Consider the following 15,496-nt stretch of genomic DNA (forward strand, 5'->3'; position numbering starts at 1 on the left):
CGGTTCCCTCGCGGGCGCCCCCGCCACCTGACGCTCATTTTCGCGCGGAGGCTGTAACCCAGTTCACACGCGCAGGGCCGGCAACCTGCCAGATTTGCGGCAATCACGCTGGTCTCACGCGCCGATCACGGCGCCCGATACATTTTGACCTGCACGGAGATTCGATCATTCATTAATTTGCGGGAGCGGAAAATGGTGTCCTTCGAGAGTTTGAAAAGCGAATACGAGCGCAATTGGGCCGGTCTCGAGATCCGGCCCGGACGCCACGCCGACGCGAATGCGGTTGCGCGCAAGGCAATCAACGGCAAGGCGACCTATCAGCAGATCGAGCGGCTGACCGGCGTTCCCTGGTATTTCACGGCGCTCTGCCACTATCGCGAATCCAATTTCGATTTCGACACCTATCTCGGCAACGGCGAAACGCTGCATCGCACGACGACCATCGTGCCGAAAGGGCGCGGCCCGTTTGCCACCTTCGTGGACGGCGCCGTGGACGCGTTCAGAATCGAGAATTTCATCGGCGCGCGGGACTGGAGCATCGCGCGCATGCTGTTCCGGCTCGAGGCCTTCAACGGCTTCGGCTACCACGCCAAGGGCGTGAATTCGCCCTATCTCTACGGCGGCTCAAACCTGTACGGGCCGCCCGAGGCAAGGCCCGGCAAATTCGTCCGCGATCACGTGTTCGACGCGAACCACGTCGATTCCCAGCTCGGCACGGCCGTGATCCTGCATGCGATGCTGGCACTGGATTCCTCGATCACGCTCGACGGCAGCCCGCAATTCGCAGGCCGCATCGAGCCGGAGGACGATACGGCCGCGACGGTCGTGCTGATGCAGCAGGCGCTCAACAGGCTCGGCGCCAACCCGCCGCTCGCCGAGGACGGCATCAGCGGTCCGAAGACCCGGGCCGCGGTCTCGCGGTTTCAGCAGCAGAACGGCCTCAGGGATACCGGCCTCCTCGACGGCGCCACGGTCGCCGCCATCACGCGCGCGACGCAGCCGGGAGGGGTCATGCAGGGCGGCGACCTGTCCCAGGTCCTGAAGCGGCTGGAAGACCTCGCGCAGGTGCTGCGGCCACCGGCCGGTGGAACGCTTCCGGCACCGACGACACCAGGCAACACGCTGCCCGCCCCGAGCGATCCGATCAGCCTGTTCGAGCGGCTGTTCTCCCTCATCAACAACAAGACGGCGCCGATGCCAGGACCGGTCATGCCCACCAATCCCGCCCCCGTCGATCAGTTGAAGCAGGTCGTCGACCTGCTCAGCACGCTGCTCAACAGCAACGGCAAGCCGATGCTGGGCCAGGTCAACGGCGCGCTCGGCGAGACCATCGGCAAGCTGCTCGACGGCAAGAAGACCGCGCTCGGCATCGGCGGCTCGCTCATCACCGCGTTGCTCTCGTCGGTGACGGCGACCCCCAATGCAGGAGGCTTTGCCGGGCTGCTCGGCACGATCGTCTCGGCAGTGCCGGGCCTCGGTCAGTTCGCGATGCCGATCTCGCTCGCGCTCACCGCCTGGGGCGTGCTCGGCAAGCTGGAGAAATGGGCGCAAGGCACCGCACCGGCGCCGAAGGTGACGACGTAAAACAACAAGGTCGGGCTTGAGCCTGCCACAGAACAGGTGCGCCCCCTCTCCCGCTTGCGGGAGAGGGTTGGGGAGAGGGTGCCTCTACAACGAGGAACCCCCAAGAGGAGGAAGCCCTCACCCGCGCCTTCGGCGCGACCTCTCCCGCAAGCGGGAGAGGTGACCGAGCCCGCGCCTACTGACGCAGCATGATCAGGGGATCGGCGGTGTCGGGGACGCGCCGCCACTGCGCGTTGTCGTCGGCCTCGAACTGCCAGACATCGCCTGTTTTCGACATCAGGATGATCTGGCCGCGCTCGAGCCGCCATTGCGTCGGGTTGAACTGCGCGATGGCCGCATCGCATTTCGGCTTGAGGAAGACCTGGAAATTGTCCTGGCTGGCTTCCGTGTTGGTCAGCGTCAATCCGCAGACCGGCTGGCCATTGCCGCGCACCATCGACCAGTCGCCGATCATCTGGTCCATCGACTTGGCCATCGAGCGGGCGGCGGCGAGGTCCTGCAGGATGTAGACGCCTTCGCCCTGGCGCAGGCCCTCGAAGATGCCGGCCTCGACCTCCGTGAAGTCGATCACGGCTTCACCGGTCGCATCCTGCAAGCGCACGATGTCGAGGCCCTTCACGCTCCAGGCGACGATGCCCTTGGTGAAGGGCAGCGCGGTCTTGCAGGCCGGCTCGAGCTCCAGCTTGTAACCCTGGCCTGCGGCATCGGCCTTGAGCGTGACGACGCAGGTCTTGCTGCGCTCGGTGGTCGAAAGCTCCCATTGCCCGGGCATCGACTTCTTCAGGCTCGTCGCATCCTGCGCATGCACGATGCCGATCGCGGCCAAGTAGGCCGCGACGGCGAATGCAACGCCCCGAAGAGCTCTCATCAGCGCCCCTTGAACGGCGTTTCCGCAACCGGCGTCAGCGGCGCCTTGCCGGCGAACCAGGACTTGAGATTGTCGACGACAAGCTGGTCCATCGCGTTGCGCGTCACCACCGAGGCCGAGCCGATATGCGGCAGCAGCACGACATTCTGCATGGACTTGAGCTCGTCCGGCACGGTCGGCTCGGCCGCGAACACGTCGAGGCCGGCGGCAAGGATGGTGCCGGATTTCAGCGCCTGGATCAGCGCCGGCTCGTCGACCACGGAGCCGCGCGCGACGTTGACCAGCACGCCGCGCGGGCCGAGCGCCTTCAGCACCTCGGCATTGATCATCTTGTTGGTCGAGGCGCCGCCGGGCACGATCACCATCAAGGTGTCCACGGCCTTCGCCATCTCGATCAAATCAGGGTAGTGCTTGTAGGAGACGTCCTTGGACGGATTGCGCGAGTGATAGACCACCGGCACCAGAGAGGCGTCGAGCCGGCGCGCGATGGCCTGGCCGATCCGCCCCATGCCGACGATACCGACCTTGCGGTCGCGCAGCGAACCGACGCTGAGCGGATAGTTCTGGGTCTGCCAGAGCCCGGAGCGGACGTAGCGGTCAGCCTTGATGAACTCGCGCAAGGTGGAGATCAACAGGCCCATCGCGACGTCGGCGACCTCCTCGGTCAGCACGTCGGGCGTGTTGGTGACGATGATGTTGTGCTCGGCGGCGTATTTGGCATCGACATGGTCGTAGCCGACGCCGAAGCTCGCCACCATCTCGATCTTGGGCAGCTGCGACAGCGAATCCCTGTCGGCGCGCACGGTGTGATAGGTCACCGCCACGCCGCGGATCTTTTCGCGGATCGCCGGCGTCAGGCGCTCGAGATCGCCCCGCGTCTCGGCCTTGTGCACGACGAAATGATCGGAAAACCCGCTTTCGAGGATCGGCCGCACCGGTCCATAAATCAAAAGATCGATCTTTTCGGACGAAATCGAACCGGTAGACATCAGCTTTCCTTTCCAAGCGCGCTTTCATGCCAGCGCCGTAAAACGAGGTGGGAAACTAGCGCCAGCACCCCATAGATGACAATCCCGGCCAGCGACAACAAAAGCAGCGCGGCGAACATGCGGGGTATGTTCAACCGGTAGCCCGACTCGGCGATCCTGTAGGCGAGCCCGGAGCCGGCGCCGGCCGTTCCGGCCGCGATCTCGGCCACAACTGCGCCGATCAGCGACAGGCCACCTGCGATGCGCAGGCCGCCGAGGATATAGGGCAACGCCGCCGGCAGTTTCAGGAAACGCAGGGTCTGCGGCTTTGATGCGCCATAAAGCTGGAATAGCCCGGCGAGGTTGCGATCGACCGAGTTCAGCCCGAGCGTGGTATTCGACAGCACCGGGAAAAAGGCGACGATGAAGGCGCAGACGACGACCGCGGTCTGCTGCTCCAGATAGATCAGGAGCAGCGGCGCAATCGCGATCACCGGCGTGACCTGGAGCACGACGGCATAGGGGAACAGCGAATATTCCACCCATTTCGACTGGTTGAACAGCAGCGCCAGTGCGATGCCACCGATGCTGGCGGCGACAAAACCTTCCAGCGTCGTCAGCAGCGTGGTCGTGAGCGATTGTGACAGCACCGCCCAATCCTTGATCAGTGTCATGAAAATGACGGAGGGTGCCGGCAGCACGTAAGGCGGGATGTCCTTGATACGGACCACGAGTTCCCAGGCGAGGAGCCCGGCCGCGAACACGAGGACGGGGAGCACGAAGCGCATCGCGCGTTGCGCGCCGGATGGTTTTGCGGCGACGGGAGCTTGCGCGTTCATAGCGCCGACTGCCCCGAATAGGACGGCGCCAGCGCGGCCGACACGCGCCGGCAATAATCGGAATAGGCCGCCGAAGTGCGAAACTCCTCGCCGCGCGGCTCGACCGTCTCGATGCGGATGTCGGCCTGGATGCGGCCCGGCCGCGCCGTCATCACCACGACGCGCTGCGACAGATAGACGGATTCGAACACCGAATGGGTGACGAAGATGATGGTCTTGCCCAGGGCTCGCCACAGCGCGAGCAGGTCGTTGTTGAGGCGGAAGCGCGTGATCTCGTCGAGGGCCGCGAACGGCTCGTCCATCAGGAGGATATCGGGGTCGGTAACGAGCGCGCGCGCCAGCGACACCCGCATCTTCATGCCGCCGGAGAGCTCGCGCGGATAGGCATCGGCGAAATCGGCAAGCCCGACGCTGGCCAGCGCTTCGTCGGCACGCGCGCGCCCTTCGGCCTTCGGGACGCCGCCGAGCTTCAGCGGCAACCGCACGTTCTCGCGCACGCTGGTCCACGGCATCAGGGTCGGCTCCTGGAACACGAAGCCGATGCCATGGCCGGGCGCCGGCACGCCCTCGTGACGCGCCACGCGCACGGTGCCTGACGACGGCGCGCTGAGGCCGGCAATGATCCGCAGCGCGGTCGACTTGCCGCAGCCTGACGGGCCGAGCAGCGAGATGAACTCGCCCTTGCGCACGGCAAGGTCGAGCGGGCCGAGCGCCGTGACGCCGTTGTCAAACGTCTTCGTCACGCCGCGCAGGCTGACGGCGAGAGCGGTCAGGCTGGCCTCGACGGCTGACGAGGTTTGGGCAGCGGACATCGACCGTGCGTTACGGCTTGCTCGGGCGCAGCTCGACGCCGACGCCCTTGTTGACGAAGCGCAGCGTGTAGGACTTGCGGAAATCGAGATCCGCCTTCACGACTCCCGCCTTCACCATCTTGTTGAAGAAGGAGGTGTAGCGCTCGTCGCTCATCGCGCCGATGCCGTTCTTCAAGCTGTCGCCGGAATCGACGATTCCGTATTCCTTCATCTTGGCGACGGAATAGGCGAGCAGATCGTCGGTCATCTCCGGGTTGAGCTGCTTGATCAGGGCGTTTCCGGCAGAATTGTCGCGATAGATGTAATTGTACCAGCCGATCATGGAGGCATCGACGAAGCGCTGCACGAGATCGGGCTTCTTCTCGACGACGTCGCGGCGGGTCTCGATCAGGGTCGAATAGGTGTTGAAGCCGTAATCGGCGAGCAGCAGCACGCTGGGCTTGAAGCCGGCGGCCTTCTCGACCGCGAAGGGCTCGGAGGTGACGTAGCCCTGCATCGCGCTCTTGGGGTTGGCGATGAAGGGCTGCGGATTGAAATTGTAGGGACGAACGTTCTTCTCGTTGAAGCCATATTCGGACTTCAGCCACTGGAAGTAGCTGGTCATGCCCTCCTTGGAGACGAACAGCGTCAGCGGCTTGAGGTCCTCGATCTTGGCGACCTTGGCGTCGGGCTGCGTCAGCATCACCTGCGGGTCCTTCTGGAACACCGCAGCGATGGTGACGACGGGGACGTTATTGGCGACCGCATCGAATGACATCAGCGTGTTCGCGGCCATGAAGAAATCGATCTTGCCGGCGATCAGCAGCATCCGGTTGTTCTCGTTGGGACCGCCGGGGACGATGGTGACGTCCAGCCCGTACTTCTTGTAGGTGCCGTCGGCGACGGCCTGGAAGAAGCCGCCGTGCTCGGCCTCGGCGACCCAGTTGGTGCCGAAGGTTACCTTGTCGAGCGTCTCGGCGCGCGCCGGAAGAATCGAGAGCAAAGCGGCCACCAAGCCCGCCGTTAACGCTTGCCGCAGATGAGAGGGGGTCATGATGGCACTCCGTCGATCGTGGCTGGCCCAATCGCGTCTGGCTCAAGTGAAGGCAACGCGATAGAACCGCATGAAGTTCGGGGACGCGAGCCGGCCAGGCCCGCGTCCCCTCATAACCCAAATTACGTGACAAATTCGGGCAAAGAAACCTTGATCACGCCATCCCGCGACTGGACCGACATCAACTGGGCCAAGGCTGCCCCAGCGGATGTATCGCGCTGGATTGCGGTGCTGCCGCTGGCGGCGACCGAGCAGCACGGCCCGCATTTGCCGCTCGAGACGGACGTGCTGATCGCGGACGCCTATCTCGCGCGCGTGCGCGAGGTGCTGCCCGAAAACATTCCGGCCAGCTTTCTTCCCGTTGAACGGGTGGGCATTTCCACCGAGCATATCGACTATCCGGGCACGCAGACGCTGCCGACCGAAATTGCGCTGAAGACATGGACAGGGATCGGCACGGAGGTCGCGCGGCGCGGCGTGAAGAAGCTCGTCATCATCACCAGCCATGGCGGCAACAGCGCGGCCATGATGCTGGTCGCGCAAGACCTTCGCGCGCACCAAAAACTGTTCGTGGTGACGACGTCGTGGTCGCGGCTCTCAGGGGCCGACAAATTGTTCCCCGCCGATGAAGTGCGCCACGGCATTCACGGCGGCGCGGTCGAGACCTCGATCATGCTGGCGCGCTATCCGGGTCAGGTTCGCAGGGACGCGATCGCGGACTTTCCCGCGAGCAGCGTGGCGTTGGAAAAGCAGTATCGCTGGCTATCGACGCAGCGCCCCGCGCCGTTCGCCTGGCAGGCGCAGGATCTCAACGCCAGCGGCGCGGTCGGCGATGCGACGTTGGCCGTCGCCGAGAAAGGCGAGCAGCTGATCGATCAGGGCGCGCGCGCCTTCTGCGAGCTGCTTGCCGAGGTCGATAACTTCGACGTGAACAGGCTCGCCAAAGGCCCCCTCGGCTAGCCCGCATCCAACTGAAACTATTTGGGAAATGACCGGCTCCCGGGAGCGCCAGGCGCGCTTTCGAACCTGACACGGCATGCCTCCGTCCAACTGGGCACGCGGGCCACAACGGACCGCCTCAACCCCGGATGGAGTTTCACATGTCGATCAAGACCAAGATTGCCGCCGCCGCGCTCGCTGCCCTTGCCGTCACCGGCAGCATCGCGTCCACCACCACCTCGGCCGAAGCCAAGCAGCCCGGCTGGGTCTGGGGTGTCGGTGCCGGCATCGCCACCGCCGCCGTCGTCGGCTCCGCGATCGCCGCCAGCAACGATCCCTATTACCACGGCTATCACCGCTGCGGCTGGGTCGCCCAGTACAACGCCTTCGGCCAGTACGTCGGCCGCGTTCGTACCTGCTACTGATCTAGGTACCTGAGGCCGATCTCCCACGTGGATCCTGCGTCCGACACGGGCGCCTCATCCACCCCGTGTCGTGCCCCCGACCCGCCCGGCTGTCCCCCCGGGCGGGTCATCCTTTTTGGGCGCCCCCGGCAATGCCGCCTTCCGATTACATCTTGCACGTGCCAAAATGCGAACGGGTGACTGGAGGGCGAGCGTGAATTGGCGGGTCTCAATTGGATCGATCCTGATTGCGATCCTGACATCGACGCAGGCATTTTCCGAGCCGGCCTCACAGCCGCAACCAACGATCCAGACTGACAGCCGCCCCTCCGTGGACCTCGAACTCGTAGTCGCGGTCGACGTGTCCTACTCGATGGAGCCGGATGACCTGGCAGCCCAGCGCCAAGGCTATGCCAAGGCCATTGTCTCGGAGGAGTTTCTGCGAGCCCTGCGCTCCGGTCCCGTCGGCAAGATCGCGCTGACCTATTTCGAATGGTCCTCGACCAGCGACCAGAAAATAATCGTCCCCTGGCGACAGATCGACGGGCCGGGAGCGGCTGCGGCTGTCGCAACAGAAATCACCAACGCACCGATCCGCCGCGGTTCGCGTACCTCGATTTCGAGTGCAATCAAGTTCGCCACCTCGCTCTTCGAGCGTAACCCATACAGTGGTTCGCGCCGTGTCATTGATATTTCGGGCGACGGTCCCAACAGCAACGGTGATCCGGTCACCTCAGCGCGTGATGCAGCGGTGCTGCAGGGCATCGTCATCACCGGCCTGCCGGTCATGACCAAAGCAACACCCCTTGATCCGACGGACTTCCAGAATATCGATCATATCGATTGGTACTATGAGGATTGCGTGATCGGCGGCCCAGGCTCCTTTGTTGTGCCGATCACCAACCGCGAAAACTTCAAGGAGGCGATCCGGACCAAGCTGGCTCTCGAGGTCGCGGGCCGCACACCGGAACGATCGACCGCCCCCTCTGCGGACGGTAAGCCGCGGGTTCTCTGCACGATCGGCGAGAAGCTTTGGCAGCAGCGGTGGAATACGCCGGCGACGTATAGTCCGGCGATGAGCAAACCGGCGAACAGTCCGGCGGTGAACAGCCCGGCCAGCAAGGATGACGCGTTGCTCGACAGGAAGATCAAGGGCATCTGCCGCGGCTGCTAGGCACCTACGTTGGCCGACCGCCGACCTTCGCGGATCTCGCCGCCCCTCCCATTCGCCCGGCCTCGGATAGGCCTCCAACAGAGGCCAGGTTCCGCTCGAGCAAGTCCACGTTCCTGCCCCCTTAACCGATGTTGCAGTCCCGTCACACAGCGGTGCGAACCATCTTCTGCGGCAACGTGCGCTAGTTGCTATTGCGAATTAATCGCAATAAGGTTCGCAGCAGGATTAGGGACTTGGGTCGAAGTCGCGCCGAAACAGGATCATCTCGACTGATCGCGTCGGCAACCGAGGCCTGATGACAGAGTGGCCGCGAATCGGCAGGGATATCGCGGCGAGTGGGATACATTCGCGTTTTGGGGGCGTTTCGTTTTGACGTTGAGAGGTCACCGTTACAGGTACTTGCGGACGGCCGCGGCGATTGCCACGGGCGTGATGGTTTTTCCCGCCGCCAGCCGCGCGGCCGATCTGCCGCTGAAGGCCCCGGCCCTGAAAGCCGTCTATGACTGGACCGGCCTCTATATCGGCGCGCATGCCGGCTACAGCCGCGGTTCGTCGCGCTTCGCGCTGAACGATGGCACTGACATCAGCGACAGCGGCGTCTTCAGCGGCACAATCGGCGGCGTGCAGGCGGGCTACAATTACCGGCTCAACTCCGGCTGGCTGGTCGGCGTCGAGGGCGATTTCTCGTTTCCCAACTACATCACCTCGAACTCGATCGTCTCCTTCCTGGCGACGCCTGCCAACACGGTCACGCAGCAATGGGACTACACCGCGAGCCTGCGCGGCCGCGTCGGCTACACCAGCGGTCCGTGGCTCGTCTATGCCACCGGCGGCTTTGCGTGGATGGGCGAGCGCTATTTCGACGCGCCGGCCTCCGGCGAAGCAGTCCCGAAGATTCTGAACACGCGGCCGGGCTGGATCGCGGGCGCCGGCATCGAATACGGCTTCGCGCCGCATTGGAGCGCGCGGCTCGAATATTTCTACAGCCGCTTCGACAGCGCCAACGTCGCCTTCTCGACGGGCGCGCAGTACACCTCGTCCGCGCTCGACTTCCAGACGATCAGGCTCGGCCTCAACCGCAAGGTCGATTGGCCGGGCGTGCCGGGCTACAACCCGAACAGCTCGCTGATCGACACGGAATCGGATCGCTGGGAGATTCACGGCCAGAGCACCTATCTGCCGCAAGGCTATCCGTCGTTCCCCGCCCTCTACAGCGGACCGAACTCGCTCTCGCCGTCGCGGCAAGCCAAGGCGACGTGGAGCAACAGCCTGTTCCTGAACGCGCGGCTGTGGGACGGCGGCGAGGTCTATTACAATCCCGAACTGCTCCAGGGTTTTGGATTGAACGACACGGTCGGCGCGGCCGGCTTCCCGAACGGCGAGGCGCAGAAGTCGAACTTCCCCTACCCGCACTACAACACCTCGCGCCTGTTCGTACGCCAGACCTTCGGCTTCGGCGGCGAGCAGGAAGAGCTCGCGAGCGGTCAGTTGCAACTCGGCCAGAAGGTCGACGTGTCCCGTCTCACCGTGCAGGCCGGCAAGTTCGCGGTGGTCGACGTGTTCGACGGCAATGCCTATGCCAAGGACACCCGCAAGGACTTCATGAACTGGTCGCTGTGGGCGCCGGGCGCCTTCGACTATTCCGCCGACAAGGTCGGCCTGACCTACGGCGTCACCGCCGAGCTCAACCAGAAGCTCTGGGCGCTCCGTGGTGGCTATTTCCTGATGGTCTCCGAGTCCAACTCGAATCATTTCGACACCAGGGTCGGCGAACGCGGCCAGTACGTGCTCGAGCTCGAAACACGCTTCTCGCTGCTCGGCCAGCCCGGCAAGCTCAGGACCATGGGCTGGGTCGACAGTGCGAACATGGGCAGCTTCCGCGAGACGCTGGACAATCCCGCGCTCAATCTCGACATCGCCCAGACCCGGCGCGGCCGCCTGAAGTATGGCTATGTGCTCAACCTCGAGCAGGCGATCACGGATGACGTCGGACTGTTCGGGCGCTGGAGCTGGAACGACGGCCGCTTCGAAACGCTGGCCTTCACCGACATCCATCGCAGCCTGTCCGGCGGCCTTTCAATCAAGGGTACGAAATGGGGCCGGCCCGACGACGTGATCGGCATCGGCGGCGCAATCAACGCAATTTCGCAGGACTATCGCGACTTCCTCGCCGCCGGCGGCCTCGGCGTTCTCGTCGGCGACGGCGCGCTCAACTACCGCAAGGAGCGCATCCTCGAAACCTATTACGCCTACGCACTGAACAAGAATCTCACCCTCACCGCCGACTACCAGCTCATCGTCAATCCCGCCTACAACGCGGATCGTGGACCGGTGTCGGTGTTTTCAGGGCGGCTGCACGGGGAGTTCTGAGCCGCCACGGCTCAGAACAGGAGCGCAACACCCGAGACGAACAGCAGCGCGAGCACGATCTTGCGGAACGCGGCCTCATCGATCCGGCCGAACAGTTTCAGCCCGAGCCACGTGCCGGTGAACAGGAACGGCAGGCCGAGTGCGAACAGCTTCGCCGTGTCGAGCGTGAGCGATCCTTTGGCACCCAGCCAGAGCGCCGCCATGGCGAACACCACGACGGCGACCGGCTGAAACGTGGCACGCTGCGCGTCCTTGGGCAGGCCCCGCAGGTTGCACCAGATGGTGACGACGATGCCGGCAAAGCCAGTCAGCCCGCCGAGCAGGCCGTTGACGAAGCCGACCGTCATGTCAGCGACCGGCGGCACAACGGTGGCGAGTTTGAGCTGCGGCCGGAAGAATGCGTACAGGCTGTAGGCGATCAGAATAGCTCCAACCGCGATGCGGACGCTCTTCGGATCAGCCCAGGTCAGAAGCGACACCCCGGCCGGCACGCCGAAGAGGCCGGCGACGAACGCGCCGGCGAAGGTGGCCAACAGGAAAAGCGGAAGCTCGATTGCGATCCCGTCCATTGCTCGCTCCATAGATCAGCGAGCAGCGCTTGCGTGGGATCACCACTTCACGGGGAGGCTGCGACATCCCCGTGATGCAAGTCTAGGTGAAGCCTCTTCCTTGCACAATGACCTTGTTACGCCGCCCGGATCGCGTCCAGGAATTTTCCGACCTCGGTCTTGAGACGGGTGCTCTCGCCGGACAGCGATCTGGCGGCGGCGAGCACGTTGGCGGAGGACGATCCGGTCTGGCTCGCGCCGTGCTGCACGTCGACGATGCTGGCGGAGACCTGCTGGGTGCCGCGCGCCGCCTGCTGCACGTTGCGCGAAATCTCCCGGGTCGCCGCGCCCTGCTCCTCGACCGCCGAGGCGATCGCGGATGCGATCTCGGACATCCTTGTGATGGTGTCGCCGATCGCCTTGATGGCGCCGACGGAATCCTCGGTCGCAGCCTGGATGCCTGATATCTGCTGGCTGATCTCGCCGGTGGCCTTGGCGGTCTGCTCGGCCAGCGCCTTGACCTCGGAGGCGACCACCGCGAAGCCGCGTCCGGCCTCGCCGGCCCGCGCCGCCTCGATGGTGGCGTTCAGCGCCAGGAGATTGGTCTGCCCCGCGATCTGGCTGATGAGCTCGACGACATCGCCGATCCGCCCGGCGGCCTTGGCGAGCTCGCCGACATGATCGTTGGTCCGCTCGGCCTGCTGCACGGCTTCACCGGCGACGCGCGCGGAGTCCTGGACCTGCCGGCTGATCTCGTCGACCGACGAGGCCATTTCCTCTGCCGCCGCGGCAACGGTCTGCACGTTGGTGGAGGCCTGTTCGGACGCGGCCGCGACGGTCGCAGTGACCTGCTCGGACTGTTCGGCCGTGCTCGTCAGCGTTCCCGCCGATACCTCCAGCTCCGAGGATGCCGACGCGACGGTGTTGATGACGTCGCCGATCATGGCTTCGAAGTCACGCGCGATCTGGTCCATGCGCTGGCTGCGTTTGAGCTTCGCCTCGGCCTCGATCGCGGCCGCCTCGTCGGCGGCCTTCTTGGCGAGGAGCGAATCCTTGAAGTGCTGGAGCGAGCCCGCGACCTGCCCGATCTCGTCATTGCGGCCCGTCGCCGGAATCTCGACGTCATGCCGTCCGGCGGCGAGCGTTCCGATCACGTTGGCGAGACGGCCGAGCGGCGTCACCACGCGGCTGCGCAGCATCATGGTCACGCCGCCGAGCGTGCCGAGCAGCGCCAGCACCGCGACGCCCGCAAGCGCCAGCATCGCCAGCGCGCCATCACGCGAAGCCGAAGCGCGCTCGCCCGCTTCCGCGAGCGCAGCGTCACGCACGCCATAGAACATCTGGATCGCCGGCACGATGACGCTCGCGAGCTCTTCGGCGCTGATCCCGTATTTGCCGTCCGCTCTCGCCGCAGGCATCTCCTTCTCGATCGCAAGCGCGGCCTTGCCGAAATAGGAGTCCGTCGCCGCCTTCAATGCGGTCGCGATCCGGGGCGGATTTCCGAGCTGGTCGACGCCGGCCTCGATGCGCTCGCGGTCGGCTTCGACGCGTCCCTGCATGCGGTCCATCAGCGTTATCTCGGCCGCCGTCAGCGGCCGGCGCGCGGACAGCGGCGGCGACAGCGTGGCCGCGCGGCTGCCCGCCGCGACGCGCAGATCCTGCGCGGTCCGTGCCAGGCTCAAGAGCGCCGCGAGCGAGGAGTCGGCACTGACGACCTTCGCCTCGAGCCGGTTCATGATGGGCTCGATGCCGGCGATGACCTCGGCCACGCCGGGCAGAAAGCCCTTGATCGCGGCGCTGTCGCGCGCCGCCAGGGGAACGCTCATCGCGCGATCGGCCGCCGTGGTGACGTCCTTCAGCCGCCGCGCGGCGCGGTCGAGGTTGTCGGCCATCGGCGCGCCGTCATCCAGCACCATGATGGCTCGCTTTGCTCCCTCGAACGCGGCATCGGCGGCTTTCGCGGCCTTGGCAGCAGCTTCGATCTGGGCCTGCGTGGCGGCACCTTCCTGGAAGATCGGTCCGATGTAGGGCGCGCGAAGGCCGGCGACGTGCTGACTGACCATCAGGGTCGCACCAAAGGCGTCGACGGCCTTGATCGCGTCGGACCGGTTCGTGAAGATGCGCGCTTGGGGTATGAGCACCTCGGCGCCGAGGATGACTGCAAAAACCGTCACCGTCAGCATCGACAGCGCGAAAAGCTTCCCGATCCGCATCCTCGGTCCCCCAAATGCATTTACAAATGCGGAGAACCTAGTCGGCGGCCACTAAGACCCCGTTAAGCACATGCCCGTAGTTCCGCGGGTGTCATGTCGTCGCAGACTCGCTCGGAACACGTCCGCCATGCGGGTTCCCTCGCGGTGACGGATGCGACAGAATGTCGGCATTTCCGCACTGAATACCTATATCAATGCGTGTGCCGGCAACCGCCTGCCATACTTGCTTGCCTCGGAACGTCAATGCTCTCGGTCGAACTCGTCATCGTCATCGTCCTGATCGTCATCAACGGCCTCTTGTCCATGTCGGAGCTGGCCGTGGTCTCGTCTCGCCCGGCCCGCTTGTCGCTGCTCGCCGCCAAGGGCGTGCGCGGCGCCGAGCGGGCGCTGACGCTGGCGTCCGATCCCGGGAAATTCCTCTCGACGGTGCAGATCGGCATCACGCTGGTCGGCGTGCTCTCGGGCGCCTTCTCCGGCGCGACGCTCGGGCAGCGGCTGACGCAATGGCTGGTCGAGCTCGGACTGTCCTCCGGCATCGCCGACATCGTCGGCGTCGGCATCGTCGTCACCATCATCACCTACGCCACCCTGATCGTCGGCGAGCTGGTGCCGAAGCAGGTGGCGCTGCGCGATCCTGAAAGCATCGCGGTCAGGGTCGCGCCCGCGATGCACCTGCTTGCGAAGATATCGCTGCCGCTCGTCTACCTGCTCGATCTCTCCGGCAAGCTGATCCTCACGCTGCTCGGCCGCGGCGGCAAGGCCGAGGAGAAGGTCTCGGAGGACGAGATCCATCACCTCGTCAGCGAAGCCGAGAGTGCGGGCGTGCTCGAGCCCGGCGAGAAGGAGATGATCGCCGGCGTGATGCGGCTCGGCGACCGGCCGGTCGGCGCCGTCATGACGCCGCGCACGGAGGTCGACGAGATCGACCTGAACGATACTCCTGAAACCATTCAGGCGATCATCGCGAAGAGCCCGCATTCGCGCTTTCCGGCGTCCTACGGCGATCGCGACAAGCCGATCGGCGTGCTCCAGGCCAAGGACCTGCTGGTCGCGTACATGAACGAACGCACGCCCGACCTGCGGGCGCTGGTCCGCGAAGCGCCGAGCATTCCGGCGTCGGCGGATGCCCGCGATGTGCTCACGATCCTGAAGGCCGCGCCGGTTCATGTCGGTTTCGTCTACGACGAGTACGGCGCCTTCGAAGGCGTGGTCACCGCGGCCGACATCCTGGAATCGATCGTCGGCGCGTTCCATTCCGAGGAGGGCCCGCCGGAGCCGGCTTACGTCAAGCGCGCGGACGAATCGCTGCTGGTCGCCGGCTGGATGCCGGTCGACGAATTCGGCGAGCTGCTCGGCATCGAGCTGCCGCCGCATCGCTTCAACACGGTGGCGGGGCTCGTGCTGCAGCAATTCAGCATGTTGCCCAACGTCGGCGACGCCTTCGACCTCGGCGGCTGGCATATCGAGGTCGTCGATCTCGACGGCCGGCGGATCGACAAGATTCTGGCGAGCCGCCACGGCGAGCAGGCGGCGGCGTGAGGTGAGGGCGTAAAGCTCTCCACGCGTCGTCCCGGACAAGCGCGCCCCAAGCGCGCGCCGATCCGGGACCCATACTCCCAGGAAGCAGTTTGGCGAAGACTGGGTGCTCGGTACTGCTACCAACCGCAATCGACAGATCACGCGGTATGGGTCCTGGATCTGCGCTGACGCTTGTCCAGGACGACGGCGGAGATTGCAGCACGCG

13 protein-coding genes are annotated in these 15,496 nt (G+C 65.1%); 6 read left to right on the forward strand and 7 right to left on the reverse strand.

Annotated features, from left to right (window positions below):
- Window positions 1–192: 192 nt before the first annotated feature.
- On the forward strand, window positions 193–1,584 hold the full coding sequence (locus ACVJ19_RS10600; RefSeq protein ID WP_453949199.1) for a peptidoglycan-binding protein: 1,392 nt from the start codon (window positions 193–195) through the stop codon (window positions 1,582–1,584).
- A 175-nt stretch (window positions 1,585–1,759) separates the two neighbouring features.
- Here the strand turns inward: ACVJ19_RS10600 and ACVJ19_RS10605 are convergent, their stop codons facing one another.
- Genes ACVJ19_RS10605 through ACVJ19_RS10625 form a run of 5 tightly spaced genes read right to left on the reverse strand, consistent with a single transcriptional unit; the run spans window position 1,760 to window position 6,104 of the window.
- Window positions 1,760–2,452, reverse strand: a complete 693-nt coding sequence (locus ACVJ19_RS10605) for an AprI/Inh family metalloprotease inhibitor (protein ID WP_453949198.1) — start codon at window positions 2,450–2,452, stop codon at window positions 1,760–1,762.
- A complete protein-coding gene (locus ACVJ19_RS10610; RefSeq protein WP_453949197.1) occupies window positions 2,452–3,441 on the reverse strand; it encodes a 2-hydroxyacid dehydrogenase in 990 nt (329 codons plus the stop codon). Before ACVJ19_RS10610 ends, ACVJ19_RS10605 begins: the two co-directional genes overlap by 1 nt.
- A complete protein-coding gene (locus tag ACVJ19_RS10615; protein WP_453949196.1) occupies window positions 3,441–4,259 on the reverse strand; it encodes an ABC transporter permease in 819 nt (272 codons plus the stop codon). The genes ACVJ19_RS10610 and ACVJ19_RS10615 overlap by 1 nt, the downstream gene beginning before the upstream one ends.
- Window positions 4,256–5,071 carry an ABC transporter ATP-binding protein gene (locus ACVJ19_RS10620; protein WP_453949194.1) on the reverse strand — a complete coding sequence of 272 codons (816 nt, stop codon included), beginning with the start codon at window positions 5,069–5,071 and terminating at the stop codon, window positions 4,256–4,258. The genes ACVJ19_RS10615 and ACVJ19_RS10620 overlap by 4 nt, the downstream gene beginning before the upstream one ends.
- A gap of 10 nt (window positions 5,072–5,081) precedes the next feature.
- Window positions 5,082–6,104: an ABC transporter substrate-binding protein gene (locus tag ACVJ19_RS10625; RefSeq protein ID WP_453949193.1), complete on the reverse strand. Its 1,023-nt coding sequence runs from the start codon at window positions 6,102–6,104 to the stop codon at window positions 5,082–5,084.
- 153 nt (window positions 6,105–6,257) lie between these two features.
- Between ACVJ19_RS10625 and ACVJ19_RS10630 the strand changes: the two genes are divergently transcribed.
- The 4 genes from ACVJ19_RS10630 to ACVJ19_RS10645 all read left to right on the forward strand — a co-directional run bounded on the left by ACVJ19_RS10630 (window position 6,258) and on the right by ACVJ19_RS10645 (window position 10,991).
- A complete protein-coding gene (locus ACVJ19_RS10630; RefSeq protein WP_453955116.1) occupies window positions 6,258–7,064 on the forward strand; it encodes a creatininase family protein in 807 nt (268 codons plus the stop codon).
- Between the two features lie 140 nt (window positions 7,065–7,204).
- Window positions 7,205–7,468: a hypothetical protein gene (locus ACVJ19_RS10635; protein WP_036045494.1), complete on the forward strand. Its 264-nt coding sequence runs from the start codon at window positions 7,205–7,207 to the stop codon at window positions 7,466–7,468.
- Window positions 7,469–7,661: 193 nt separating this feature from the next.
- A complete protein-coding gene (locus ACVJ19_RS10640) occupies window positions 7,662–8,621 on the forward strand; it encodes a DUF1194 domain-containing protein (RefSeq protein WP_453949192.1) in 960 nt (319 codons plus the stop codon).
- 432 nt (window positions 8,622–9,053) lie between these two features.
- Window positions 9,054–10,991, forward strand: a complete 1,938-nt coding sequence (locus tag ACVJ19_RS10645; RefSeq protein ID WP_453955115.1) for a carbohydrate porin — start codon at window positions 9,054–9,056, stop codon at window positions 10,989–10,991.
- Window positions 10,992–11,002: 11 nt separating this feature from the next.
- On the opposite strand, the gene ACVJ19_RS10650 is transcribed toward ACVJ19_RS10645, so the two are convergent.
- Both ACVJ19_RS10650 and ACVJ19_RS10655 read right to left on the reverse strand, forming a co-directional pair.
- The gene (locus ACVJ19_RS10650) at window positions 11,003–11,560 is read right to left on the reverse strand and encodes a TSUP family transporter (protein ID WP_453949191.1); all 558 of its coding nucleotides are present in this window, start codon (window positions 11,558–11,560) and stop codon (window positions 11,003–11,005) included.
- Window positions 11,561–11,676: 116 nt separating this feature from the next.
- Window positions 11,677–13,752, reverse strand: coding sequence for a methyl-accepting chemotaxis protein (locus ACVJ19_RS10655; protein ID WP_453949190.1), 2,076 nt, complete (start codon window positions 13,750–13,752; stop codon window positions 11,677–11,679).
- Between the two features lie 243 nt (window positions 13,753–13,995).
- On the opposite strand from ACVJ19_RS10655, the gene ACVJ19_RS10660 reads away from it, so the two are divergent.
- The gene (locus tag ACVJ19_RS10660; protein WP_453949189.1) at window positions 13,996–15,291 is read left to right on the forward strand and encodes a hemolysin family protein; all 1,296 of its coding nucleotides are present in this window, start codon (window positions 13,996–13,998) and stop codon (window positions 15,289–15,291) included.
- Window positions 15,292–15,496: the final 205 nt, after the last annotated feature.

It is taken from the genome of Bradyrhizobium sp. USDA 376 (genome assembly GCF_054063675.1).